26 protein-coding genes are annotated in these 26,792 nt (G+C 49.0%); 14 read left to right on the top strand and 12 right to left on the bottom strand.

All coding sequences use genetic code 11. The annotated features are described in order from the left end of the window. The first annotated feature begins 331 nt into the window (after positions 1–331). Positions 332–817, top strand: coding sequence for a ribonuclease E activity regulator RraA (gene rraA / locus L2712_RS00315; protein WP_033539480.1), 486 nt, complete (start codon positions 332–334; stop codon positions 815–817). 686 nt (positions 818–1,503) lie between these two features. Here rraA and L2712_RS00310 read toward each other — a convergent pair. Further along, on the bottom strand, positions 1,504–2,340 hold the full coding sequence (locus L2712_RS00310) for an Abi-alpha family protein (RefSeq protein ID WP_248976541.1): 837 nt from the start codon (positions 2,338–2,340) through the stop codon (positions 1,504–1,506). 97 nt (positions 2,341–2,437) lie between these two features. Continuing rightward, entirely contained in the window at positions 2,438–2,908 is a 471-nt protein-coding gene (locus L2712_RS00305) for a hypothetical protein (protein ID WP_248976540.1), read from the bottom strand. 1,114 nt (positions 2,909–4,022) lie between these two features. Here L2712_RS00305 and L2712_RS00300 point away from each other — a divergent pair. The 11 genes from L2712_RS00300 (at position 4,023) to hemB (ending at position 14,409) form a co-directional block, all read left to right on the top strand. After that, the gene (locus tag L2712_RS00300) at positions 4,023–5,066 is read left to right on the top strand and encodes a formimidoylglutamase (protein WP_248976539.1); all 1,044 of its coding nucleotides are present in this window, start codon (positions 4,023–4,025) and stop codon (positions 5,064–5,066) included. Positions 5,067–5,266: 200 nt separating this feature from the next. After that, positions 5,267–6,022, top strand: a complete 756-nt coding sequence (gene ubiE, locus L2712_RS00295; protein WP_033539486.1) for a bifunctional demethylmenaquinone methyltransferase/2-methoxy-6-polyprenyl-1,4-benzoquinol methylase UbiE — start codon at positions 5,267–5,269, stop codon at positions 6,020–6,022. Between the two features lie 220 nt (positions 6,023–6,242). Further along, a complete protein-coding gene (locus tag L2712_RS00290; RefSeq protein WP_248976538.1) occupies positions 6,243–6,866 on the top strand; it encodes a ubiquinone biosynthesis accessory factor UbiJ in 624 nt (207 codons plus the stop codon). Next, entirely contained in the window at positions 6,863–8,512 is a 1,650-nt protein-coding gene (gene ubiB, locus L2712_RS00285; protein ID WP_088905532.1) for a ubiquinone biosynthesis regulatory protein kinase UbiB, read from the top strand. Before L2712_RS00290 ends, ubiB begins: the two co-directional genes overlap by 4 nt. A gap of 60 nt (positions 8,513–8,572) precedes the next feature. Then, on the top strand, positions 8,573–8,803 hold the full coding sequence (tatA, locus tag L2712_RS00280) for a Sec-independent protein translocase subunit TatA (protein ID WP_033539489.1): 231 nt from the start codon (positions 8,573–8,575) through the stop codon (positions 8,801–8,803). A gap of 6 nt (positions 8,804–8,809) precedes the next feature. Beyond that, complete coding sequence (gene tatB / locus L2712_RS00275; RefSeq protein ID WP_248976537.1) at positions 8,810–9,208, top strand: Sec-independent protein translocase protein TatB; 399 nt, start codon at positions 8,810–8,812, stop codon at positions 9,206–9,208. Between the two features lie 3 nt (positions 9,209–9,211). Continuing rightward, positions 9,212–9,967, top strand: coding sequence for a twin-arginine translocase subunit TatC (gene tatC, locus L2712_RS00270; RefSeq protein WP_033539491.1), 756 nt, complete (start codon positions 9,212–9,214; stop codon positions 9,965–9,967). A gap of 114 nt (positions 9,968–10,081) precedes the next feature. Continuing rightward, entirely contained in the window at positions 10,082–10,636 is a 555-nt protein-coding gene (locus L2712_RS00265; protein ID WP_033539492.1) for a hypothetical protein, read from the top strand. Further along, complete coding sequence (locus tag L2712_RS00260; RefSeq protein ID WP_248976536.1) at positions 10,636–11,445, top strand: TatD family hydrolase; 810 nt, start codon at positions 10,636–10,638, stop codon at positions 11,443–11,445. The genes L2712_RS00265 and L2712_RS00260 overlap by 1 nt, the downstream gene beginning before the upstream one ends. Beyond that, complete coding sequence (locus L2712_RS00255) at positions 11,432–13,306, top strand: sensor domain-containing diguanylate cyclase (RefSeq protein ID WP_248976535.1); 1,875 nt, start codon at positions 11,432–11,434, stop codon at positions 13,304–13,306. The genes L2712_RS00260 and L2712_RS00255 overlap by 14 nt, the downstream gene beginning before the upstream one ends. 86 nt (positions 13,307–13,392) lie before the next feature. Then, complete coding sequence (hemB, locus tag L2712_RS00250; protein ID WP_033539495.1) at positions 13,393–14,409, top strand: porphobilinogen synthase; 1,017 nt, start codon at positions 13,393–13,395, stop codon at positions 14,407–14,409. 64 nt (positions 14,410–14,473) lie between these two features. Here the strand turns inward: hemB and L2712_RS00245 are convergent, their stop codons facing one another. From L2712_RS00245 to L2712_RS00215, 7 genes are all read right to left on the bottom strand, one after another. Then, positions 14,474–15,829, bottom strand: a complete 1,356-nt coding sequence (locus tag L2712_RS00245; protein ID WP_033539496.1) for a hypothetical protein — start codon at positions 15,827–15,829, stop codon at positions 14,474–14,476. Further along, positions 15,830–16,342, bottom strand: coding sequence for an SET domain-containing protein-lysine N-methyltransferase (locus L2712_RS00240; RefSeq protein WP_248976534.1), 513 nt, complete (start codon positions 16,340–16,342; stop codon positions 15,830–15,832). 289 nt (positions 16,343–16,631) lie between these two features. Beyond that, positions 16,632–17,492, bottom strand: a complete 861-nt coding sequence (ubiA, locus tag L2712_RS00235) for a 4-hydroxybenzoate octaprenyltransferase (protein WP_033539498.1) — start codon at positions 17,490–17,492, stop codon at positions 16,632–16,634. 116 nt (positions 17,493–17,608) lie between these two features. Then, positions 17,609–19,774 (bottom strand): DNA helicase II, encoded by a 2,166-nt coding sequence (gene uvrD, locus L2712_RS00230; RefSeq protein ID WP_248976533.1) that lies wholly within the window; start codon positions 19,772–19,774, stop codon positions 17,609–17,611. A 140-nt stretch (positions 19,775–19,914) separates the two neighbouring features. Then, positions 19,915–20,850, bottom strand: a complete 936-nt coding sequence (locus L2712_RS00225) for an SPFH domain-containing protein (protein WP_033539500.1) — start codon at positions 20,848–20,850, stop codon at positions 19,915–19,917. Then, positions 20,847–21,773: an SPFH domain-containing protein gene (locus L2712_RS00220; protein WP_033539501.1), complete on the bottom strand. Its 927-nt coding sequence runs from the start codon at positions 21,771–21,773 to the stop codon at positions 20,847–20,849. The genes L2712_RS00225 and L2712_RS00220 overlap by 4 nt, the downstream gene beginning before the upstream one ends. Before the next feature lie 30 nt (positions 21,774–21,803). Further along, positions 21,804–22,265: an NfeD family protein gene (locus tag L2712_RS00215; protein WP_088905535.1), complete on the bottom strand. Its 462-nt coding sequence runs from the start codon at positions 22,263–22,265 to the stop codon at positions 21,804–21,806. Positions 22,266–22,540: 275 nt separating this feature from the next. Between L2712_RS00215 and L2712_RS00210 the strand changes: the two genes are divergently transcribed. Next, positions 22,541–23,296 carry an outer membrane protein OmpK gene (locus L2712_RS00210; protein ID WP_248976532.1) on the top strand — a complete coding sequence of 252 codons (756 nt, stop codon included), beginning with the start codon at positions 22,541–22,543 and terminating at the stop codon, positions 23,294–23,296. A gap of 89 nt (positions 23,297–23,385) precedes the next feature. Here L2712_RS00210 and udp read toward each other — a convergent pair whose 3' ends face one another. After that, complete coding sequence (gene udp, locus L2712_RS00205; RefSeq protein ID WP_033539504.1) at positions 23,386–24,144, bottom strand: uridine phosphorylase; 759 nt, start codon at positions 24,142–24,144, stop codon at positions 23,386–23,388. 445 nt (positions 24,145–24,589) lie between these two features. Here udp and L2712_RS00200 point away from each other — a divergent pair, with 445 nt between their 5' ends. Further along, positions 24,590–24,805, top strand: coding sequence for an HP1242/YdcH family protein (locus L2712_RS00200; RefSeq protein WP_088905536.1), 216 nt, complete (start codon positions 24,590–24,592; stop codon positions 24,803–24,805). A gap of 51 nt (positions 24,806–24,856) precedes the next feature. On the opposite strand, the gene L2712_RS00195 is transcribed toward L2712_RS00200, so the two are convergent. Together L2712_RS00195 and L2712_RS00190 are read right to left on the bottom strand one after the other, a co-directional pair. Beyond that, the gene (locus tag L2712_RS00195) at positions 24,857–26,032 is read right to left on the bottom strand and encodes a type III PLP-dependent enzyme (RefSeq protein ID WP_248976531.1); all 1,176 of its coding nucleotides are present in this window, start codon (positions 26,030–26,032) and stop codon (positions 24,857–24,859) included. A 223-nt stretch (positions 26,033–26,255) separates the two neighbouring features. Continuing rightward, the gene (locus L2712_RS00190; protein WP_033539506.1) at positions 26,256–26,711 is read right to left on the bottom strand and encodes a hypothetical protein; all 456 of its coding nucleotides are present in this window, start codon (positions 26,709–26,711) and stop codon (positions 26,256–26,258) included. Positions 26,712–26,792: the final 81 nt, after the last annotated feature.

Genomic DNA, 26,792 nt, shown 5'->3' with positions numbered 1-26,792 from the left:
ACCTTCTTGAGGCCCTCTGCCGTCCATAAGCTAACTGGGGGATCCGTGCCCCTAAAGCAAGTTAAAGTTAAGTTAATCGTTGACTGACCATATGCTAACAAATTTAGCCCAGACTTGTAATTTAAATACGTTATTTAATGACCTTTGTCATATTTTTTGCACAATTAGAAAGCAATAAAAGAAAGATTACAACAAGTTGGCCAAACGCCGCTATTATCACCAATAGCGTGATTGATAACGCTTTTCTTTTTAAGAATCCCTTATATACTGGCTGGTAACAATATATTGCTGATTTATCCCAGTAAAATGCCTCTCTACAGGAGTATGACTTATGGAATACAACACCTCAGAACTTTGTGACACTTACATTGATGTGGTCGATGTTGTTGAGCCCATGTTCAGTAATTATGGTGGTTGTAGCTCTTTCGGCGGTTCAATTAGCACCATTAAATGCTTCGAAGACAATGGATTAATCGCTGAAGTTCTGCAACAAGATGGCGAAGGCAAAGTACTGCTGGTCGACGGTGGTGGATCACTACGTCGTGCATTGATCGACGCGAGCATCGCCGAGATCGCCGTGGCAAATAACTGGGAAGGCATTATCGTATACGGTTCGGTGCGTGACGTAGACGCACTGGAAGATCTCGACATCGGAATTCAGGCGTTAGCCTCTATCCCTGTCGGCGCCGATGGTCATGGCGTTGGCGAACTGGAGATCCCGGTTAACTTCGGCGGCGTCACCTTCCTGCCAGCCGACCATATCTACGCCGACAACACAGGCATCATCCTGTCACCCGAGCCTCTAGATATCGATTAAGCTAAAGCCCGAAATGGCATGATGATTTTGGCTTAGCCATTTAATCGTAAAGGGACGACCACAGGTCGTCCTTTTTTGTGGCCTATCGATAGCCCCGCTTCTCTCACAGCAACCAGTATTACCCGCAATCGCGAAGGCACTGCGTTATCTATGTTGAGCTTCAAGCGACTTTGAACTTTGAACTTTGAACTTTGAAGTGGCATTTTGAAACCTTACCACATGGTGTACCAATTGCCTGCGGCAGGTGCAGTGCAAGGACGTACCAATGTCGTGATCACACGGATGTGAAGGAACGACCTTATGTGCATGTACTGCCGAGGCATGCTGGCTCTTTTTAAACATTTTGCCTTTGGCTTGGTGGATGCCGGTCAGAGTGTATGAAGTCGAACCTTCATTGCAATTAATAGCCTGCGGCTCGCTTATGTGCAGATACTGCCTCGGGACGCTATACGTCATCCCTGACCGCTTAACGAAAACATCCCTGTTTTCGATACCCTCAGCAGCATCTACACTGGGTTATCTATCTCTTCGATTGAGCCGCATTTGGTCCCCATCATCCTGTCAAAGCTAAGTTGTTTATGGACATTTTCGAGTTAAGGCCTTAACGCTAACTTGTCAGTTTCGGATAAAAATTTCTATGGGATAACGCCCGCCAACAGCGGCTAATTAAAGCCGATAGGCTTTTATTAGTCCTGTTTCTTGTGCTTGTTAGATTTATAGCCAAGTTCATCGCGCCAATGTTTCCTTGTGACAACATATGCCTCTAATGGATATAACTTATAGCCCGTACATCGCATATAAAGGTCTAAGCCTAATGATGAAGGCTCAAATCGGATATATTTTTCATCGTTTAAGTAAGTTGTTACTTCCCAGCTATTAATTAGGCCTCTTTTTACTAAAGAATGTAACTGAGGTTTAACAAAGCCAAATGCTAACATGTGATGTTTTACATCACTTATAATCATTTCATGAGAGTGATTTTGCACAATGTAGTCGAGAGGTTTTGGAGATGAGTTTAGGATATCAATAACTGATATATCTATATGATTTATAGAGACAAATTCAGTTACACTGTTTTCACGATTAAAAATCAAGTCAGCTATTCGATCATCGCTATATATTATTTCTAGTAACCTAGCTTCATATGACGACATCCCTTTTAGGTGCTCAGTATAAATCACTGAATCATCACTGCTGCTTCCAGATGCGATTTCACCTGATACTAGACCCGCCCATAGATTTTGGACTGTATCATCCTCTTCCCATGAAGCATCTTCGATGAGCACTTTTAGTAATTTGGGTGATGTATTGCCAGCGCTTTCAGGCAACTGGCCTAGTCGCTTTTGGATTTTTTCCTGAATAGATATAAGGTTCTTGGATCTATAGTATTTAACTTGATCCCTGACGAGCTCGCCTAATTCTTCTGCTGCAGGCATGCAGATAGCGCCAAAAAAATTGGCTACACCATTAATTGTGGTATCCAATGATTTGTCTATTGCTTTGTCTATAGGGTCTTTACTCACAGTAGTCCTTTTTCATGAAGAAATTTAACGCCCAAAGCAGCGGCGCGCGTTAGCGCGTCCAGCCCGCAGGGCGATGCTGCCTTTGCTTGTTATGTTTTTAATAGTATTGGGTATAGTCTGCTTCTATGTCAGCCAGCTTTGCCAATTGATCTAAGATTGATTTACCTGTAACCAATAAGTCTTGTGTTCGTGCTGGATTATCCCAACCCTCTGCACCGTGTTTACCTCCGTGAAAGAGGTTGTTTCTGATAGTTTTAAGCAAGCGAACAACTCTACCGAGTTCAGAGTTACAATCGGCTAAACCTACTTCTCGCCACTGAAGGTCTGAATGTTCCCCAACCTTTTGTCTTTTTGGGTTAAGTTCAATTAGTTTATTGGTTTCCGATGTATGTGCGAACGTCTCTGCGTACTTTTCTACGAACGCATCCCACCCCGGCTCTGCATTTTCTCCAATGCCATTGCGTTTTAAGAAACGATTTTCTTTAAGTGCAAACTCAAATCGTGAGAACCAATAAAAGAAATCAAACGCACACTCCTTTAAAGGGTCTTTAATATCTTCTTTACGCACGATCTCTCCAGAAAACATAACATTTTATTAGTGCGCATGCGCGTTTACCTCGTTGGACCAGAGAAAACGCGCACAGTTAACTATTTGTATGTAACGAACTTATCAACATTTTGCTAAATACACCATCTGGAAAAACGCGCAATGGGACAAAAATAATTTTGCTTCGATTAACCTAGTCACACCAAATGAAGCTAAATCGAAGAGATGAAATACACCGGTGTAGATGCATCTGCGGACGTCGATGGCATGGATGCCATCGTCGAGCCTCCACGGATGGATTCACGGCGTGTAGCAGATGTATCTACACATAAGCTCACCGCAGGTGATAGGTTGCCATGAAGGTGCGACCTTCGAACTCCCTTCCAACAAGCATTCAGCCAAACACTGCAACTTGAATAAACCTAGAACCCTCGAACACCAGATGAAGTCAGACGTTAAATACCAAGTGTAGATACACTGGTGAGCTTCCGTGACAGGGCCAAAAATGTTCCCTACATTTTTTGGCATTCCCTACATCCATGTAGGTCAGATGCCATCGTCGAGCCTACAGGGAACGTACTTGCGGCGTCTCACAAGGGTATCTGCACATCCCTCGCCGGGCAGGCGATAAGTAACGGTGAAGGTGCGACCTTCAAACACCTCCCAACAAGCATTCAGCTAAACGCTACAACGAAAAACAAACCAGGTTTCCTCTCGCGTTCATTAAAGCTAAATCGAAGAGGCGTTAGATACCCAGTGTAGATACGGCTGTGACCTTCGTCGTCCGGGCCAAAAATGTTCCCTACATTTTTTGGCATTCCCTACATCCGTGTAGGTCAGATGCCATCGTCGAGCCTACAGGGAGCGTACTTGCGGCGTCTCACAAGGGTATCTGCACATCCCTCGCCGGGCAGGCGATAAGTAACGGTGAAGGTACGACCTTCAAACATACACCCAACAAGCATACTGCCTGGGGCTATCACCCAAACTTTACAACTATAATCAAAACTTACCCACCCAAAATCTAATCCAAAAAACTGAAATTTGTGCAGCCCACAAAAAAATCAAACTTTCCTGAATTTTATCCATTAAAATTACCCCACCTTTGCATCAACAACTAAAAACAGAACCCATAATGCAAACCCTAATTCCATTTACTGCCGAGCGTTGCCAGGGCTTTGTCGCCCAGCGCGACGGCGAAACCAAGATAGGCCAGACCCTACACTGCTTCGAGGGCAAGAGCTCCCTGAGCGAACACTTAGAACAGGCAAAGGCCAATGGCGCTCGTTTTGCCATCCTAGGCATTGGCGAAGATCTCGGCCCTCGCGCCAATTTGGGCCGCGGCGGCGCCATCGATGGTTTCGAGGCTGCCATGGCCCAGTTCTGCAATTTTCAATCGAACCAGTTTCTCGATGGCAGCCACTGCCTGGTGCTGGGGCAGATTGCCACTGACGATCTTCAATTGCCCGAGGGTAGCAGCGCTCAGACCCTGAGAGAGCATGTCGACAAGCTCGATGAGCGGGTGATAGATGTCGTCAGTCAGGTGATGGAAGCAGGGTTAGAACCCATTGTAATAGGTGGCGGTCACAACAATGCCTACGGCCTCTTGATGGCCACTAAGAAGATAACCGGCCGCCCGGTTGCTGCCGTTAACTTAGATCCTCACTCAGACTTTCGCCCGCGAGAAGGCCGCCACAGCGGCAATGGTTTTAGCTATGCTGCCGCCAGCGGCGCCTTAGGCCACTACCATGTGCTCGGGCTGCACGAGCTGAAAAACAGTCAGCAGACGCTGGAGCAGCTAAGTGCCTTCGGCGGCAAGTGGCATACGCTGCAGTCTATCTGGGTAAGACGTGAGATCAGCCTGGAACAAGCAGTCAAAGAGATAGTGAATGATTTAAGCTCCAGCGATCTGCCGGTAGCACTGGAGTTAGATCTCGATGCCATCATCAATATGCCCAGCAGCGCCTCGACGGCGGCGGGGATTCCCCTGCTCGATGCCCTCTACTATGTGCATCAGATAGCGCGTAAAACCCCTACCGCTTACCTGCATCTCGCCGAGGCGGCGCCAAGCTGTCACGTTGCTGGCGTCGAAGCCGGTCGCCGAGAAACAGGCCAGAGCATCAGCGAGCTAATTTACGCCTATATTCAGGGTCGTATGATGCAACACCCCTTGGGATAAGCCGCTCAGCGCATTTGGCATATTGCTAATATTATGCTGTAATGCGCTCCTCAATTTTGAAACTCTGCGCTATCACGCATTTTTTGATAAATTGTGCACGGTTTATTTACATCGATCACAGAGTGATAGACCAATGATTCAGCAATTCGAGTCAATCACATACACTCGCGGTTAATCGCAGCAATAAACAGGAAACAGTAATGTCAGAGGGCAGCTCAAACAGTACCCACTTTGGATATAAAACGGTCGATGCAGAGAAAAAGGCAGATCTCGTTGCCGACGTCTTTCACTCAGTCGCCGCCAAGTACGACATCATGAACGATGTGATGTCCTTTGGTATTCATCGCCTTTGGAAACGTTTTACCATTGAGAGTGCCGGTGCACGCCCGGGCATGAAGGTACTGGATCTCGCCGGTGGCACAGGCGATCTGACCGCTAAGTTTTCCCATATTGTGGGCAACACAGGTCAGGTGACTCTTGCCGACATCAATGATTCCATGCTGAAAGTGGGTCGCGAGAAGCTGCGTAACCGTGGCGTTGTGGGCAATGTTAACTATGTGCAGGCAAATGCCGAGGCACTGCCCTTCCCAGACAACCATTTCGATATCATCACCATCGCATTCGGTCTGCGTAACGTGACAGATAAAGATTCGGCGATACGCTCAATGCTGCGAGTGCTTAAGCCGGGCGGTAAACTGCTGATCCTGGAGTTTTCCAAGCCACAGCATGATCTGATGCGTAAAATTTACGATATCTACAGCTTCAAGGTGCTGCCTAAGATGGGCGATATTATCACCCAGGACGCCGGTAGCTATGAATACCTGGCCGAATCTATCCGTATGCACCCGGACCAGGAAACCCTTAAAGGTATGATGGTCGACGCCGGTTTTGAGCAGGTGGAATACACCAATATGACAGACGGTATCGTCGCCCTGCACAAGGGTTATAAGTTCTAATAGCGTTTTGAATACCTATGCTTATATCGAAAGAGGCCCCGAACATTCGGGGCTTTTTTGTTGTCGCCTGTTTTGACCACCTCGCCGCAATCTCACTGAATAAATGACATTTTTACCTAGCCCTTTTGCCGCCAGTTTAGTGTAGAATAGCGACACCTTTGCGCTGTCATCATTTGATGACTAGCCCAGCAGCCAACGATTCATAGGTCTTAGGTAACGCATGAAACGTGAAATTGCATTGCTGATCAGTGCGGGCCTAGAAACCGCACTCAAACAAGTGACTCAGCAGTCTCCCGGCGCCTACGCCAAACTCCACAATTTGCAGGGGCGAGTACTCTGTCTCGAACTCAGCCAACTGAGCTGGCCCATCTATCTGCTGTTTGCCAAGGAGATCCAGGTCTTCAGCCAGTATGATGGCGAGGTGACCACTAAGGTCAATGCCGATCTGACTACCCTGTACCGCCTCACCGAAGGCGCAAATCTCACTGAATTAATCAAGCAAGACAAGCTGACTCTGGAAGGCGATCTCAACCTATTACAGAGCTTTAGCCACTTTATGCAACAGGTGGAGTTTGACTTTGCCGAGCCTTTATCTCGCTATATCGGCGATGCGCCAACCCACCTGGTGACACAGGGTGCCAGGCAGTTAAAGCAACAGGTGAGTCAAGTGCTCTCAAAGAGTTGGGACCATATGGGACAACTGACCTCTGAAGAGTATCGCCTGAGCCCACACAAGCTAGAACTTGTGCATTTTAGTGATAGAATCGAACAACTTGAGGCCGATACCGACGCCTTAAGCCAACGGATTGAGCGACTCATAAACAAGGCAAACAGCAACAGATGACAATCAAAAGCATGCGGCGTGCATACCAAGTCGTAAAGACGGGGCTTCAATATGGTTTGGATGATCTTATCCCCGCTAAGCTCAAACCCTGGTATTTCAGGCTGTTGCGCTGGAGCTTCTTCTGGTTAACCAACCAACATAAAGATAAGGTGGGCGGCGAACGCCTCAAGCTGGCAATGCAAGAGCTGGGCCCTGTCTACATCAAATTCGGGCAGATGCTCTCGACTCGCCGGGATCTGCTCAGCGATGAGTGGGCCGAAGAGCTCGCCATGTTGCAAGACAGGGTGCCGCCGTTCGATTCTGCCATCGCCCGAGCCCAAATTGAGGCCGAACTCGGTGCGCCCATAGAGACCTATTTCGATAATTTTGACGACACCCCACTGGCCTCGGCATCTATCTCTCAGGTACATACCGCCACCCTAAAGTCCAATGGTGAAGAGGTGGTGCTCAAGGTACTCAGGCCCAATGTGGAAGAGAAGGTCCACGCCGATCTGCAGCTGATGACCCAAAGTGCACAGGTGCTGGAGACCCTGCTGGGTCAGGGCAACCGCCTGCGTCCAGCAGAGGTGGTGGAAGACTACCGCACCACCATAGAAGGTGAACTCAACCTCAAGCTTGAAGCGCTCAACGCCATCAAGCTCAGAAACAATTTCATTGACTCGGGCGCCCTCTACATCCCTAAGATGTACGAAGAGTTTTGCTTTACCCGCCTTATTGTCATGGAGCGCATCTATGGCGTCCCCGTATCTGACAGGGCGGCACTGGAAGCCCAAGGGACCAACCTCAAACTGTTGGCCGAACGCGGCGTCGAGCTCTTCTTTACCCAGGTGTTTCGCGACAACTTTTTCCATGCCGACATGCATCCCGGCAACATCTTTGTCAGCACTGAGCATCCCGAGGATCCCTTCTACATAGGGCTGGATTGCGGCATCATGGGTACGCTCACCGAGCAAGATAAGCGCTACCTGGCAGAGAATTTCCTCGCCTTCTTTAACCGCGACTATACCCGTATCGCCCAGCTCTATATCGAGTCGGGTTGGGTCGCCGCCGACACAGATCTGGTCGCCTTCGAGCAAGCCATTAAGGTGGTGTGTGAACCCATGTTTAACAAGCCGCTGGATGAGATCTCCTTCGGCCATGTGCTGCTGGAGCTGTTTCGTACCGCGCGTCGCTTCGACATGGTGGTGCAGCCTCAATTAGTCCTGCTGGAAAAGACCCTGCTTTATATCGAGGGACTGGGGCGTCAACTCTATCCTCAGCTGGATCTCTGGCAAACTGCCAAGCCTTTCCTGGAAAGCTGGATGGACGAACAGATGGGTCCCATGGGAATGGCGAAGAAGATCAAGAAGCAATTCCCCTACTGGACAGATAAGCTGCCCGAGCTACCCGAACTCGTGTATGACAACCTGAAAATGGGCAAAAACTTTGTTAATAGCCAGAACCAGTTGCTGGATCGCTATCTAAAACAGCAACAAAAAGCCCATAAAAGTAACTACCTTTTAATCACATCGGCAGTTTTAGTGATCTGTGGCAGTATTTTGTTTTCTCAAAACGCTACACTATGGGCCTCTTACGCTTGTATCGGCATCGGTGCAACCCTTTGGTTACTCGGATGGCGATCTAGACCAAAGAATCGTAAATTTTAGCTAGCACTAAATAACCAAAGGGTCATAATAGGACCAGTATTACATCAAGAGGAAAGTTACATGGGTGGCATCAGTATTTGGCAACTTCTTATCATTGCTTTAATCGTAGTTTTGCTTTTCGGCACTAAGAAATTGCGCTCTTTAGGTGGTGACCTCGGTGGTGCTGTTAAGGGCTTCAAAAATGCAATGTCTTCAGAAGAAGAAAAGAAGGCTATCGAAGACACCAGCGCAGAAAAAACTGCTCAGACTGACGAAAAGAAGACTGAGTCCAAGGACAAAGAACAGGCGTAATTCCTTATGTTCGACGGTATCGGCTTTATGGAGCTACTGTTGATTGGTATTTTGGGGCTGGTTGTACTTGGCCCCGAAAGACTACCGGTCGCGGTTCGCTCAATTTCAGGCTGGATTCGCGCCATGAAACGCATGGCGAACTCGGTTAAAGATGAACTGGAACAAGAGCTTAAAATTGAAGAGCTGCATGCAGATCTCAAGAAGGCAGAAAGCCAGGGCTTAAAAAACCTCTCTCCCGAGTTACAGGATTCAATCGATCAATTAAAAGAAGCAGCCCAATCTGTTAATCGTCCCTATAAGGTAGAAGAGAAAGCCAATGGCAGCGACAATGCCGCCAGCAAGGCGAAACCTGCAGAGACCACTACAGCCAAGGCCAGCAATTCAACCGAAAAATCTGACGGGTAGTTCATGTCGCAACAACAGCCGTTAATCAGCCACTTGCTTGAGTTACGCAACAAGTTGCTCAAGGCCATTGGCAGTGTCCTTCTGGTCTTTATCTGCCTGGTCTACTGGGCAAACGATATCTATCACTACATGGCAACGCCGCTAATGCAGGCTTTGCCAGAAACCAGTAGCATGATCGCTACCGATGTGGCAGCCCCCTTCTTTGCTCCCTTTAAACTGACATTGGTCTTGTCATTTTTTATCGCTATTCCCTATGTTTTGTTCCAGATCTGGTCTTTTATCGCCCCTGGCCTGTACAAACATGAGAAGCGTTTGATGCTACCTCTGCTTACCAGCAGCACCATACTCTTCTATCTGGGTATTGCCTTCACCTACTACATCGTCTTTCCAGTGGTGTTTGGCTTCTTCACCAGTGTTGCGCCAGAAGGTGTGCAAGTGGCGACCGATATCAGTAGCTATCTGAGTTTCGTCCTTAAACTCTTCTTCGCCTTTGGCCTGGCCTTTGAGATCCCCATTGCGGTGATTCTACTCTGCTGGGCAGGTGTTACGACGGTCGAAGATCTTAAGGCTAAGCGTCCCTATATTGTTGTCGGCGCCTTCGTCATAGGCATGCTGCTGACGCCGCCAGACATCATCTCGCAAACCATGTTAGCCATTCCTATGCTGATATTGTTTGAAGGGGGATTGATTGCCGCGCGTTTCTACAGTAAAAAGGACTCTGACGAAGACGAGCTCACCGAGCAAGACAGCCCTGAGTAGTAATAAAACAGAACCTTGCGTTAAGCTAGCCGTCAACGGATAGCTTAACGCTATTTATTACCCGCATTTTGCCCTGTCTCGCCGTGAGCTCTCCATAATAAAAAGGAACTCTATATGCGCTTACGTTTTGCGGCAACAACCAGTTGGCTAGCCCTCTCCACTCTGCTTTTTTCACTGAATGCCTCTGCTGGTATTGAGCAACAACTCAGCCAATGTGCGGCCAAACAAGACAAGCTAGACAGATTAATCTGCTACGACACCCTGGCGGCTAAAGTAGGCAAGGCGCCTAAGCACAGCATGAATGTCACGCCCGTAGCGGCACCCGCACATCAGCCTAAACCAGCTCCTAAGGCTAACGCCGTTGTGGCTAGCACACCTGCCGCCACAGTAGCCACTGCACAAGCGGCAGAAGAGAGCTTTGGTAAGGTCTATAAGGAAGAGAAAGCCGAGCTCGACAAGATTGAGTTAACCGTCAAGTCGGTCAAGAAAAACCCACATGGTATTTTAACCATCACCTTCGATAACGGCCAGGTGTGGAAACAGAACGACACTAACCGCTTCAAGGTTAAGGCTGGCGAATCTGTGTATATCAAGAAAGGCGCACTAAGCTCTTTCCTCTTGGGTAAAGATGACACCAACTCTACCATTAGGGTTAAACGCCTCGAATAATGCCGAGTTATATAGACATAGCTGTCAACTTAGTTGGCAGCCCATTAGAAAAAGAGTGTGATACGCTCATAAATGATGCGGCGGCCCAAGGGGTTTCGCCGCTTATTGTTATTGGTTCCAACCTGCCAGAGAGCGAGCAAGCCATCGACTTTGCTGCCCGTTACCCGAAAGCGCTTTACACCACGGCGGGAGTGCATCCCCATCACGCCAGTGAGTGGGAGGTATCTAGCGCCGAGCAACTCAGGCAATTGGCAAGACAAACAGGCGTGGTGGCCATTGGCGAATGCGGCCTGGACTATAACCGGGACTTCTCACCCCGGCCAAAACAGCGCGAGGCCTTCGAGGCGCAGCTTGCACTGGCGGTCGAGCTCGAAATGCCGGTACTGATGCATGAACGTGATGCCCACGACGATTTTGCGTCGATATTACAGAACTATCGCCCTCAGCTCAAAGGCGCATTATTACACTGCTTTACCGGCAACCGTGCCAGCTTAGAACGCTATATCGAACTGGATCTGCACTTAGGCATCACAGGCTGGGTGTGCGACGAACGGCGCGGTCAGGAGCTGGCCGAGTTGGTGGCCGATATTCCAGCCCAGCGCATCATGATAGAAACTGATAGTCCCTATCTGCTGCCGCGAAGCATGCGCCCCAAACCCAAGTCGAGCAAGAACAAACCTCAGTATCTGCCCTATATCAGTCAAACGATAGCTGCACTGCGAGGCGAGAATGCCAACGCTTTTGCTCGTCAGGCCTATCTCAACAGCTGTGAGTTTTTTGGCCTGGAAGCGGACTATGAGCCAATTTAAGCTGCTCTTGCTGTTGCTCACCATAAGCTTTCCTGGCATTGGCCTAGGCGAGTCACTGTTGGCGGTCAACAAAGATCAGTCTATCGAGCTCTCCGCTTGGCTCTACTATGTACAAGATGACAAACTCACCCACATAGAGCAGGTAAGTCGGCTCAGCTCCAGCCGCTGGCAAAGACTTTCACCTGAGTTTAATCAACACCTTGGGGTCAAGCCCTTCTGGGTCAAGGTCAGCCTCTACAACGCCACAGAAATCCCGATGCAGCGTTACCTTAAACTGGCTAATCCTCACCTGGATGAGATAAACCTTTACCACCAACAAAAGGGTAAGCCGACGGTTCACCTGGAGATGGGCGACAGCTATTCGTTTCATCAGCGCCCTATCATCAACAATGACTTTCTCTACCGATTCGAGATGCCCCCCGAGGCGATACACACTTTCTATATTCGCGTTGCAACCCAAGGCAGCGCCAATCTGCCTATCTCATTGCTATCGGCTGATCATATCGTTAATGCCACCGAAACCCAGTCTCTCTATCAAGGGTTTCAGCTAGGCGCCCTGATGGCTATCGGCCTGTTCAGCCTGTTTATTGCGCTCACCTCGCGCTCCTACAGTTACAGCTACTACTCTGGCTATGTATTATCTGTCACCCTATTGGTGGCGACCCTGCACGGCCTGTCGTTTCGTTATCTGTGGCCCAACTGGCCCACCTTGCAGGCGATCATGATCCCCATACTGATCCCGTTCGCATTGACCTTTGTGTTGATGTTTTCCGAGAAGGTCCTGCAGCTAAAATACCATAACCTCAAGATGCTGAGGCTCTGCCGTTACAGCGCCGCCACAGCGCTGTTTCTCACCTTAGTCACCCCTTTCTTAAGCTACTCGGTGGCCCTTAAGCTCAATATCATCGCCGTATTGTTCACCACCAGCATGCTGATGCTGATCGCCATCTTGCTGAGCCTGCGAGGTCATAAGCTGGCCAGACTCTACACACTCGCCTGGTCGGGTATGATGGCAGGCTCCTTTATCACCGCCTTGATGTATCTCGGGGTGATCTATCTGCCCATCATGCACCAGACACCTATCATGATTGGCCTGACTTTTGAGATCGTATTCATGGCCGCGGTACTGGCCATTCGTTATAACGATGAACGTAAAGCCAAGCAGAAGATCCAGCAAGAAGCCCTGCTTCAGGCCCAGCGCATTCGTCAGGCTCGTGAAGAGGCATTGAAAATCGAAGCCGACAGCAATGAACGTCTTGAGCAGATGGTACAGGAGCGTACTTTAGAGCTTGAGATCGCACTTCGTGAATTAAATGAGGCCAACCAGAAACTTACCGAACAAAACACTGTCGATAGTCTCACAGGCGTGAAAAACCGTGCCGCCTTCGAGAAACGACTGCAGGCCGAAGGACGTTTGAGTCGTCGCCAAGAGACACCGCTGGCCATCTTGATGATAGATATCGACCGGTTTAAGGCCATCAACGATACCTATGGCCACCTGGCAGGCGATCAGGCGCTCAAGACCATTGCCCAGGCGCTAAAAGCAAAATTAAGGCGGCCAAGTGATCTGGTGTCACGTTTCGGTGGGGAAGAGTTTGCTATGATACTGCCCAATACCTCCTCGGAGGGAGCAAGGCAAGTGGCTGAATTAATGCGCAACACTGTATGCCAGTTGCCACTCACCTGGGAAGAACAGGCTATTCCGCTCACCATTAGTATCGGGATCTGCGCCGAAATTATTGTCAATGATCAGCATACTCAATTGCTGGTCGACCAAGCAGACAAGGCACTCTATCGTGCCAAGAATGAGGGCCGAAATCGCGTTTGCGTCTATTCGCCCGAAATCGAAGAATTAAATTAACTGACTTAGCGGCTACGCCTCATCCTTGGATGAGCTTTGCAGTGTGTAGCCCAATAAAGCAAACAAGCCTAAATTAGGAGTCGAATGTGAACATCATTACCAGTGCTTTCCCTCAGCGCAGAATGCGCCGCATGCGTAAACACGATTTTAGTCGCCGTCTGATGGCCGAAAACCAGCTCTCGGTAAACGACTTGATCTACCCTATGTTCGTGCTCGAAGGTAATAACCGTACTGAGCAGGTCGCCTCTATGCCTGGCATCGAGCGCTACTCTATCGATCTATTGCTCAAAGAGGCAGAAGAACTGGTCAAACTGGGGATCCCTCTGGTGGCCCTATTCCCTGTGACCCCAGCCGAGAAGAAAACACTCATGGCCGAAGAGGCCTACAATGCCGATGCATTGGCCCAGCGTGCAGTACGCGCTCTGAAAGAAGCCTTCCCTGAGCTAGGCGTGATGACTGACGTGGCGCTAGACCCTTTCACCACCCATGGTCAAGATGGCATCATCGACGATAGCGGTTATATCCTTAACGACATCACCACAGAGATCCTGGTCAAGCAGGCACTGTCGCACGCCGAAGCGGGGGCAGATATCGTCGCCCCATCTGACATGATGGACGGCCGCATTGGCGCTATCCGTCAAGCCCTGGAAGCAGCTGGTCATGTGAACACCCAGATCATGGCCTACTCGGCCAAGTACTCTTCTAACTACTATGGTCCTTTCCGCGATGCAGTTGGCTCTGCTGGCAACCTCAAAGGCGGCAACAAGCATAGCTACCAGATGGATCCAGCCAACAGTGATGAAGCGCTACACGAAGTGGCCCTGGATATTCAGGAAGGCGCCGATATGGTCATGGTTAAGCCTGGCATGCCATACCTGGACATAGTTCATCGCGTGAAGACAGAGCTCGCCGTACCGACTTTCGCCTATCAGGTGAGCGGTGAGTACGCCATGCATATGGCAGCCATCGAAAATGGCTGGTTGGCCGAAAAGGCAATCGTGATGGAGTCACTCCTGTGCTTCAAGCGCGCCGGTGCCGATGGCATTCTGACCTACTTCGCCAAACGCGCCGCACAGTGGCTAAAAGAAGCTGAAAATAAGTAAGCTCAATCGCCCGTGATAATAAAAAAGCCAGTTGCAAATAACTGGCTTTTTTTATGACGCTATTCTAGCGGCTCTTGTAATGACTGTAGACCATAAAGCCCAACAGCCCAACAAAGAGCGCAATGGGGAACCAGGTATTAATACTGAGCACAAACTCCACTTGGGAATCTTTATGTATCCCAGTGGTATACATAAACTGCCTTACTTTTGAGAGAGATAGATAGTCGTTCCAGATACTCACCAGTCCCATCAATTGAATACAGGAGATCACAAACAAAATCTTACTCTGCTTGGTGTTGGTGCTTTCCATACGACGCTGATAGGAACGCTCAAGGTAATCTTTAAATGACGCCACATAAGATTGCGCATTATCGAGCGCGTTACATATATTCCATTTACTCTCCATCGGTACATATATCTTGTCATTATCAGACTCAAACAGAGACTTCATGTCCTGATTCTGGATCCTAAGCAGTTCGAACTTATTGATATATTCGTCGATCACCACACGATTCTTTTCAATACTCTTGTTGCGATCATCGATTAGGATGCGACGATTGAGCTCATCCATGAGATTGATGAAGTAAGCCGTGGAGAACCACATATATTGAATGTGGTATTGAATCGGGAAGAACCTATGGTAGTAACTTCTATCATTAGAAATAATCGAATGAAAGCGACTGTAAAAACGGTAACTGACCTTGTCATTATCTAGAATGATGGTCTGATTATAGGAAACACGTTCGGCCTGAGTATTACAGTTAAATATGGCTTCTTTCAGCCCTTGATTAGCCGCGTCGGCTTGATAGAAGAAGGTGATATTCCCTGTATTATTGAGCAGCTTCACCTCATGATTACGCTTGTTATCAATCAGCTTAAGACATTCAATTGTCTTCATCTTCGCTAGTTCAATTACCTGAGATGCCCAAACGCTGATCTGACTATCATTATGCTCTTTAACCAATAGGTTACGCACAGTGTTATAGAGATTATTCTTATCTTGATCCTTATAATCCGTGCCTAATAATTGCATCAATCGAGCTTCTTCAAACTCGAATACCAGCTCGTAAACCAGAATAAAGCTGTAGAGACGATAATCGAAAATCAGATCGAACTTACACTCCTTGGGAAGCAAGTTGTCAGAAATATCAAATTCATCGTTAACCCAGAACATTGACTGTGCGAGATCAGCCTTCAGTAACTGTCCCGATACCGGCGTCCGAGTAGAAGAGAGAATCGACTTGAAATTTTTGCTTCTGGTATGGATTTTTAAGAAGGAGTTAATCCAATCGATGCTTGGCTTAACATCCATATTTGCGCTGAAGAATTTCTTGATATTACGATTATTCGTCAGTGCCGCATCAAAGGTGTCAACACCGAGTTCTAGCGGCTGAACACACATCACCGAAGTTTTAACCATTTACAAAAAATCCTTTACTGGGTTATTTACATAGGCTTCTGGTAGCGGCTCGTTGCGATAATCAATCGTTAGTTCCTCTCCCACCACAATCTTTCTCAAGGTCACTATACGCAGCGGTTCGCGCTTCAGCTCGACATTAGGCGTGCGACTGTGATTGATGTAACTATACTTGGTTCTAAAAGGCCTAACCAACAGCTTATCTGCCCCTAAGTAATTACATTCCATAAAGATATAATTTTTATAAGCTAGGATATTTGGCGCAACCAACGCCTCTATCTTCTCATAATGCTCAATGGTGAGAACCTGACCATCGAGCACACATAGCTCCTGCCCCGCTTCAAAGCCGGACTCTTGGCAAAATAAGCCGAACCCATGTAGTTCACTAACATCAATTTGGGTGTCGGCAATATTATCTACAACCACACTGCGAACAAACTGCAGATCTTGGGTCACATCCATATTCAGTTCCTCTGACAACGATTGAGCGCTGCCCTGATGGGATGAATTGATCATCCCGCTCTATCTTAAAGTGATTTTTATACAATAACTTATCTATTATTCAATCACATTTCCACTGCAATAACCCAATCTTAGGTCAACAAAATTACACTCAATGGATAGAGCTCAGATAACCTTTCACTTGCAGCCTGTATCACTAGCGCCTCTAAGCCTGTGACGTAAGCCTTAAGAAGCAAAATAAGAAGAGAAAGATGATCCAATGGGGGGAAGAAAGAGATCGACTGTCAGCACAGTAAAAACAAAAAAGCCACCGTCATTGGTGGCTTAATTGGCGATATAGGGACTAAAGCAGATAATCGATACCCAGAGCCAGAAACAGGGTCATACCTGCCCAGTTATTGTTTAAGAATGCCTGCAGACAAGGAGCGCGCCGGCGATCGAAGATCAACTTCTGCTGATAGAGACTAAAGCCGATAAAAGTGAGGATCCCCAAGGCAAATACCAGGCCGCGATCGGCACTGAGACCCGCCATAACAAAACAACCAAGGGCGGCCAACTGGAACAAGCCGATGATCTGGCGATCGAAGCGGCCAAATAGAATCGCCGTCGACTTGATGCCTACCTTAAGATCGTCATCGCGATCCACCATGGCATACATGGTGTCGTAAGCCACAGTCCAGCACCAGTTAGCGGCAAACAGCCACCAGGCTTCTACCGGTACTGTGCCGAGTTGCGCCGCATAGGCCATAGGAATCGACCAGCTCCACACCACGCCGAGGAACATCTGCGGCATATTGGTGAAACGTTTGGTAAAGGGATAGATGATGGTCAGTATGATGCCGATAAAGGAGAGCTGCACCACCAAGGGGTTAAGCATCAATACCAGGCCAAAGGCCAACAGGCCCAACACCACAAACAGGATAAGCGCTTCTTTGACAGTCACTTCACCGCTGGCTAGAGGACGGCTCTTGGTGCGCTCAACATGGGAGTCTAGCTTACGGTCGGCATAATCGTTGATAATACAGCCACAGGCGCGCATCACCACTACGCCAATGACGAAGATGATCAACACCTTAAGATCTGGCATGCCTCCGGCCGCTAACAGCAGTGCCATCAGACACGGCCATAACAACAAAAAGGTACCGATGGGGCGATCCATCCGTGCCAGACGCAAATAGGCGTCTAATTTATCCCTTAACCTCATTTTTTAGGCTCTCCTAACGACTGCTTTAGCCTTTGATTTTTGTGGGCAAGCTCATCAATATCCTTTGGCATTATGACTGACGCCCTAAGAGTTTCAAGCGCTTTATCTGCCTTGGCTTACAGGGTTTCCAATCTTGCATAGGCGACCACCAGCCACTTGCTGCCGACATCGAGAAAATCCACCTGAACTCTGGCCTGGGCACCGCTTCCTTCGAAGTTAGTCACAGTGCCTTCACCAAACTTAGGATGGTTCACTCGCTGACCCAGATTAAAACCTGAATCATTGAACGAGGCCTGTGCCTGACTGAATCTATTACTACTGGCCGGTGCCGACACACTGGTCTTCATGCGGATCTCCTGCACGTAATCACCAGGGATCTCCTTGATGAAACGTGACGGACGGGCATAGTTTTCCCGGCCGTAAATACGGCGTGATTCGGCGTAGGTAATATAGAGCTGTTTCATGGCGCGGGTCATGCCCACGTAGCAAAGGCGGCGCTCTTCATCGAGTCTATCGCCCTCATCCATTGCCATCTGACTCGGGAAGATCCCCTCCTCGACACCCGCCATAAAGACCATAGGGAACTCCAGGCCCTTGGCCGAATGCAGGGTCATCAGCTGCACCGCATCAGTAAAGGCATCTGCTTGCCCCTCACCAGCTTCGAGCGCCGCATGAGATAGGAAGGCGTTGAGCTCGCCCATATCTTCGAGATCTTCTGGCATCACAAAGGTGCGCGCCGCAGTGACCAGTTCCTCTAAGTTTTCCACCCTGGCACGGGCCTTCTCGCCCTTCTCCGCCTCATACATGGCCTTGAGCCCTGAGGTTTGAATAACATGATCTGTCATGCGATGCAGCGACTGCTCGTCTGTTTCTTGCTGTAGGGTCACAATCAGGTCCATAAAGCCGCGCACCGCGTTGGCGGCCCGGCCCGAGAGCACCTTCTCATCGAGCAGACGCAGACAGGTCTGCCACAGGGTCAGCTCCTGCTGACGCGCCGTGCTGCGCAGGATCTCTAAGGTTCGTCCACCTATGCCACGCGCCGGCGTATTGATAATACGCTCGAAGGCGGCATCATCATTTTTATTGCTGATCAGGCGCAGGTAGCCCATGGCATCCTTGATCTCCTGACGCTCGAAGAAGCGCAGGCCGCCATAGATGCGATAAGCCATCCCCTTGTGCAGCAGTGCTTCTTCCAACACCCGCGACTGAGCGTTAGAGCGATAGAGGATGGCGCAGTCGCTCAGGTTACCGCCCATATCCTGCCAATCCATGATGCGGCCGACGATAAAGCGCGCCTCATCCATCTCGTTGAAGGCGCAATAGAGGCCAATCTTCTCCCCCGCCTGATCTTCGGTCCACAGCTTCTTGCCCAGTCTATCTGGGTTGTTGGCGATCAGCTCGTTGGAGGCATTAAGTATGTTGGCCGAAGAACGGTAGTTCTGCTCCAGACGTATGGTCTGGGCCGCCGGGAAGTCCTGTAGAAACTTGTGCAGGTTCTCCACCTGGGCACCACGCCAGCCGTAAATAGACTGGTCGTCGTCACCAACAATCATCACATTAGCACTGCTGCCCGCCAGCACGCGGATCCAGGCATATTGAATAGCGTTGGTATCCTGAAACTCGTCCACCAGGATGTTTTTAAATCGTTCTTGATAATGCTCCAGAATATGAGGCTTGTTAAGCCACAGCTCATGGGCTCTTAATAAGATCTCGGCAAAGTCCACCAGTCCTGCACGATCGCAAGACTCCTGATACACCTGATAGATCTTCAGCAGGTTCTGCTCTATGGGGAAGCCACCGGCATCGATATGCTTGGGTCTTAGCCCCTGATCTTTTTTGCCATTGATATAGCCCTGTGCCTGACGAGACGGATACTGCTTCTCATCCAGGTTAAGGCTCTTCAAAATGCGCTTAATCAGCCTGAGCTGATCGTCTGAGTCGAGAATTTGGAAACTCTGGGGCAAGTTGGCATCTTGATAGTGGGTGCGCAGCAGACGATGCGCCAAACCGTGGAAGGTACCTATCCACATACGGCCCATACTGCTGCCGCTGACCTTCTCCACACGCTCACGCATCTCGGCCGCAGCCTTGTTGGTAAAGGTCACCGCCAAGATAGAATAGGGACTCTGCTGCTCTACCTGCATCAACCAGGCGATACGGTGTGTCAGCACCCGGGTCTTACCACTGCCCGCGCCTGCCAGCACCAGCATGCTAGATTGTGGTGCGCCGACGGCCTCGCGCTGTTTATCGTTTAAGCCGTCGAGTAAAGAAGATACGTCCATTCTTGCCTCCAAAAAATCAGGCGGCAAGTATAACAGGAGGCGTTGCGTGATCCTACCGCCACCAACTCCCAGCGCCCCTTAGCACCGGCCATAAAAAAGCCTAAGCAAAGGCTTAGGCTCAATTAACTCAAGCGCAAAGATTACTCCTTGCTCTCTTCCAACCCTATGCTGTCCATCCAGTGATCGAAGTCCATCATATTCCCCGGTAGCACTATCTTGCTGGCACTATGGGTCAGGCCATCGAACTGCTTAAGATACTGGGCACCGAGCTGCATACGCACCACATTTTTGCCACCGGGAGCCGATACCACCAGCGCCATACGCTCAATAGACTCTGCGGTTGCTTTAGCTATGGTGAGGATCTCTTCGGCCTTACCCTCGGCTTCGTTGATCCGCTTTTGCATCTCACCCTCGGAGCGGTTGATCATCTCGGCCTTAACACCTTCGGAGCGGTTGATCTTGCTCTGCTTGTCACCTTCACTCTTGGCTAGCAGGGCGCGGCGCTCACGCTCGGCGTTAACCTGCATCTCCATGGCGTTCTTCACCGTCTCTGGCGGGGTGATATTCTTGATCTCATAGCGATGAACCCGGATCCCCCAGGTAGCCCCGGCCTGATCCAACACTTCCACCACTTTAGCGCTGATCACGTCTCGCTCCTCGAAGGTGCGGTCAAGATCCAGCGTACCTATCACAGAGCGGGTAGTGGTTTGCGCCAGCTGAATGGCGGCGTAGCGATAGTCGGTAACGCCATAGCTGGCCTTTACAGGATCAACCACAGAGATATAGATCACCCCGTCTACCTCGACGTTCACTTCGTCGCTGGAGAAACACTCCTGGGGCGGCACATCTATCGTTTCCTCTTTTAGGTCATGCACATAGGCTACCTTATCGATAAAAGGCACCAGGGCATGGAAGCCTGCATCCAAGGTGGTGTGATACTTACCCAAACGCTCGACGATATAGGCTGACTTGGTCGGAACTAAGCGGATCGACTGGAACAACTTGATGATAAAGATGGCAAAGATCAGCCCCCAAATGCCCAGTAGGATTAAATCTGTGTTGATATTGGCAATCATGCGCGACCTCCTTTTACCTGACCCACACTCTGAGTCACCTGCTCCATTCCTTCAAAAAACCCCTCCAGCTTAGCCATTTCGGCCGGCACCACCGAAATTTCAGCTTCGTTGAGTATCTTACCCAGCTGATTGATGAACTGCTCCTTGAGCTGCATATTCATCGCTTCGTTGCCCCCTTCGAGCGCTAACGCTTCTGACACTAAGGTCATCGCCTCGGCCTTGGCTCGGGCGATAATGGCGATCTCCTGCGCGGTACCTTTCGCCTCGTTGATCCGCTTCTGCTTCTCACCTTCCGACAGATTAATCGCCTCCTGACGCTGCCCTTCGGAGAGGTTGATCATCGCCGCCTTCTCGGCGTTGGCCAGCGTGATCTCCGCGCGTTTGCTACGCTCGGCTTCCATCTGCTTCTCCAGGGTGTGGATCACCTTGTGAGACGGGGTAATGTTCTTGATCTCATATCTAAGTACCTTGATCCCCCAAGGGTCCGAGGCTTTATCGATCTCACGCACAATCGACTCGTTGAGGCTATCCCGTTCAGAAAAGGTCTGGCTCAGACTGAGCTTACCTATCTCAGATCGCATAGTCGTCTGCGCCAGGTTAACTGCGGCGCGGCGATAGTCTTCGATACCATAACTGGCCAGCTTGCCATCCATCACCTTGAGGTAAACCAAGCCGTCGACCTCCAGCTGAGTATTATCTTTGGAGATACAGCTTTGAGGCGGAACGTCCAGCACCTGCTCGCGGGTATCATGACGGTAGGCGACGCGGTCGAAAAATGGAATTAAGAAATGAAAACCAGGTTGGAGTACCTGCCTGAACTTGCCCAGACGCTCGATCACATGGACCTCGCGCATCGGAACGATAAGCAACAAGTTATAAAGAATAAAGAAAACAAAGAGTATAAATAGCGTAAATTCGAACATAGATTCCTTCCTCTAAAAAGTCAGCCAGGCCTATGCCTGCTCTGTCAAAGGTTCAACGACTAAGGCAATATTCTCGCGACAGATCACTCTGACTTGAGCACCCACAGGGATCTCACTGCCATCACCCAGTGCTGGCCATTCGCTTCCCTGAAATTCGACTCGTCCCAACTGTTGTGCCGGGCCGATCACCGCCTTAACAATGGCAATTTGGTTATAGAGATCAAACTCTTCATCGGTATTGTCCACATGGGAATCGCCTCCCACCAGGCGCTGGGTAAGCTGACGAAAAGCCAATAGCAAAACGATTGAGCTGATAAACCAGAGCGTCATGGCCTGCACTATCCCGTCGACAAAACCTAACGTCAGTGCGCCTGCCACCACCAGACAGGCGGCGCCCAAGAAAATCACGATACCGCCGGGCAAGATGATTTCGGCTAACATCAGCACCACACCCACGGCTATCCAGATAAAGATAGGATTAGAAAACTCCATATTTCCCCCCTGAAATGAGAGTATCCCTGCGAAGACTATATCAGCTCTTAATTCCGATTGCGACATATTATGTCACGACACAAAATGTGACATAGGCAACAAACATTTAACTTAACCATACGAAATTGGTTGTTTTGTAATTGGGCACAATCACTAAATCCCTTATACTTGCGGCGCATCAATAACAAGGCGTAAAAATAAGCAACAAATGCATCAGAGAAATGCAGAGATTGTTTTCAATTTAGCCCCAAATAACAATGATAAAAGGTAATATGATGAAGAACAGAAATTGGCTGCTACTCGCACTGCTTGCCGCACAACCTGCCGTAGCAGATGAGATGATTCATTGGTGGGACATCAGTGCCACTGCCCTCTATGGCGACGACTATGATCTTGCCCCCTCTGACCAACAAACCACTATCACCATTGAAACCGCCGGCGGTTGGAAATATGGCGACTGGTTCGCCTTTCAAGACTTTATCTTCTTCAACGGCAACAATGGCGGTAAAGATAGCACCACTTACGGCGAGATCTCACCGCGGTTCAGCGCTAGCAAGATCTCAGGCAAGACTGTAGGCGCAGGCGCACTCACAGATGTCTCACTGGCACTTACGTTCGAAGAGGGCGAAGGCCCGGTCAAGAGCTTCCTCTATGGTGTTGGCCTGGATTTTAAGATCCCCTATTTTAGCTACTTCCAACTTAATACCTATCGCCGTGATGCCATCAGCAGCGGTAACATGAGCGATGGTTGGCAGTTAACACCTGTGTTTAGAATGGACTTCCCCGTAGGCAATTCCAACATAGTACTCGACGGCTTTATCGACTGGGTGTTTGCTGCCGATAACACTGGCTATGAAGAAAACCTCCACTTTAACCCTCAGGTGAAATACGACCTAGGCGCGGCCATCTTTGGTTCACACAAGAAAGATAAGCTGTTTGTGGGTATCGAGTATGATTTTTGGAAAAACAAGTACGGTGTTAAAGGCGTAGACCAGAACACCTACTCGGTGATCGCTAAATATCACTTCTAATACTTACCCTGATGCATGACAAAGTATATGCAGACAAAAAAAGGCGCCTAAGGCGCCTTTTTATTGTTACTGCGAGTTATCACAATTGCTTAAGCCAGTAGTTTCTTCGCCGCAGCGACCACGATAGACACAGCACTGGTCTCAGTCTTCTTCATGGTTACCTCATCAGGGATCTCCTGCTGAGTACGGTTAACGATCACGCCCGCCACACAAGCCGCTCGCCAGCCTTGAGTCGCACACATGGTAAACAGCGTCGACGACTCCATCTCGTAGTTAAGCACTCCCATCTCTTGCCATTCTTTCATCGAACCGGCAAAACGGCGGGTAACACGGCCAGATACCGTATCGTAACGCTCTTGACCTGGGTAGAAGGTATCTGACGAGGCAGTGATACCAATGTGAGGCTCTAGTCCCGCATCACGGCACGCTGCAACCATAGCGGTGGTACACTCGAAGTTCGCCACTGCTGGGAACTCCATAGGTGCAAAGTGCAGGCTAGCGCCGTCTAAACGCACTGATGCCTGAGTCACGATCACATCACCCACATTGACTTCAGGCTGAATCGCCCCCGTGGTACCGACACGCAAGAAGGTATTAACACCCAGTTGTGCCAACTCTTCTACGGCAATAGAGGTAGAAGGACCACCGATACCGGTAGAGCAGACCACCACAGGTTTACCATCGATATAGGCAAGATAGCTGGTGTATTCGCGATGACTGGCCAGGAATGTTGGATTGTCCATCAACTCGGCAATACGTTTCACACGCTCAGGATCACCGGGAACGATAGCAAGCGTTGCACCATCTAACATCTCTTTCGTCAGGCCTAAATGAAATACATCTGACATTATGAAAACCCCTTTCAATTTTGATTATAAAATTCTTATTAAATGGACTTTAACCTAGTATGAAAGCCATTAAGGTTAACCTGATCACACTTTCCCCGCCAGCAGTTAGATATTTTGTTGTAATGAATTTACCAAACTTTTTCCGCTATCAGCACTGAAAATATAGCAACTCCCACCTAAGCCGCCAGCCAATAGGGCAAATTTATTCTAGTAAGGCAAGAAGCTTGAAAAACCTCAACATTCAGCACAAACGTTGCCAATAATTTTATTTAATTACATATAGTTAAATAGTAATAAAAGAGTGATGGGATCTGCTTGTCCAGTCGGTGATTCAGCTCACAAACTCACCACTAAAATCGCGCTAGGCTGAACTCAAAGCAAAGGGAATAACAGCACTTTTTGCTTTTCACTCTCCCCAAAACATTGACCAAGAAGGACGGCCAATATGTTTCCAGAATACAGAGACTTAATCAGCGAACTCAAAGCAAAAGACGCGCATTTTCTTAAGATGTTTAATAAACACAACGAACTCGATGACGAGATAAAAGCCTTAGAACAACATGCGGCCAGCGATTTCACCCCAGAAGTGAAGGGTCTCAAACAGGAAAAACTGCATATCAAGGAAGCGTTACACCAGATCTTAAAGACCCACACCAAATAGCGGGAACAACAGAGATAATAAAAGGGCGCCTAGGCGCCCTTTTGTCTTCCCTTACAGATAGTAATCTTTCAAGGGCGGGAAGCCGTTAAAACAGACGGCCGAATAAGTGGTGGTATAGGCACCTGCGGTTAGCCAATACATGCGATCGCCAATGGTCAGATCCACCGGCAGCCCGTAGCTATAGTGCTCATACATAATATCGGCACTGTCGCAGGTGGGACCTGCGATCACGCAGCGATCCAATTCTCCCTGACGCTCGGTATAGATAGGGAATTTAATCGCCTCATCCATGGTCTCAATCAGGCCAGAAAACTTACCCACATCAGTAAAGACCCAACGCTCCAGCGCCGTGTGTGACTTCTTGCTGATCAACACCACCTCTGACACCAAGACGCCAGCATTGGAGAGCAAAGAACGGCCCGGCTCCAGAATGATCTGTGGCAGCTGATCACCAAAATCCTCTTTGAGGAAGTGAGTGATCTTCTCAGCATAAGTACCCAGCTCGTTGGTTTTATCCAGATAGTTAGCCGGAAAACCGCCACCCAGATTGATCATCTTGAGTTCAATACCATGCTCTTCGCGCAGGCGCTCGAAGATGCTCTTTACCTTAGCGATAGCCGAATCCCAGGCGCCGATATCACGCTGCTGCGAGCCAACATGAAACGAGATGCCATAGGGTTCAAGCCCAAGGGCCTTAGCCAACACCAACAGCTCAAGCGCCATCTCATTTTGACAGCCGAATTTACGTGATAGGGGCCAATCGGCGGTGTGAGTCCCCTCGGTTAAGATACGCACATAGACGCGAGAGCCAGGTGCCTCCTCGGCGATCATACGAAGATCTGCTTCAGAGTCGGATGCATACATGCGCACACCGCGCTCATAGAAAGCGCGCACATCTTGGCGTTTCTTGATGGTATTGCCATAGCTGACTCTGTCAGGCGTCACGCCGATATCGCTCACCATATCCAGCTCATAGATAGAAGCGATATCGAAGTTGGCACCGCGATCACGCAGTAACGTCAATACTTCTCTGGCAGGATTCGCCTTAACGGCATAGTAGATACTGGCGTAAGGGAAGTTATGCACCATGTCATCGTATTGTTTCGCAATGATTTTAGTGTCAATTACGACGAAAGGTGTCGGTTTGTCCTGAGCAAATGACTTGATACGGTCAAAGGTAGCTTGGTCATAATACTCATTAACATCAATCGCTTGAAATTGGCTCATCTCGCCAGTATCTCCGTAGCAGAATAAAAATAAATTCGCGTGATTCGGTTAAAAATCGCAGCGAAGTAAACGCTATTTTTCTGAACAGATCAACGAATTTTTATGCTTAATAAATAAGTTTTTATTCCAAAAATATCGATTCGATTTTCGACTCGATAAAAACCAACTTAAGCGATTAATATTTAAAAGAAATTAGTAAGCGTTGTCGAAAGCCTTACTTGGATTATTTCACCGCCTCCAGCAGAGCTTTTGCCGAATCGACTTGAACGACCTTGATGATCTTGAGTCCATCCAGACTGATAACCGTTGCCGTCTCTTTGTCACCAGGTAACAACTGAGTCACCTCGCCTTCCTGGTCGAGACCGATAGCGAAACTAAGATCTCGCATCTTAGGAATGGCAACAAACTTGGCGATAAGCGAAGGCATACCGCTGATATCCGCTACATAACGCCAATTGCTCGGCATAGGTGACTCCAAAGACTCAATCGCCTCCTGAATGATCTCACCGCCTTTCATGCCACGGCTAAAGAGTAAAACCTGGGTATCCGAATTGACTTCCAACACAGCTTCATTCTGATCAGTCAGGCTTATCGCCTCGATATGGTCACCTTGGGTCAGGCTGCTGGCAAAGCTGGCGGCCGAGAACAACACGCCCATGGCCAAAACTAGCGCTTTCATAATGCCTCTTTCTATACAGTTAAGTTAACTTACAGGGAAACAGACTATATCTTATACTGCACCCTATGCCCCCGAATGCAT

It is taken from the genome of Shewanella marisflavi (assembly GCF_023283925.1).
Classification (GTDB): Bacteria; Pseudomonadota; Gammaproteobacteria; order Enterobacterales; family Shewanellaceae; genus Shewanella; species Shewanella marisflavi.
Note: the sequence above shows the minus strand (reverse complement) of the source record. Positions and strands in the feature narration are given on the sequence as shown.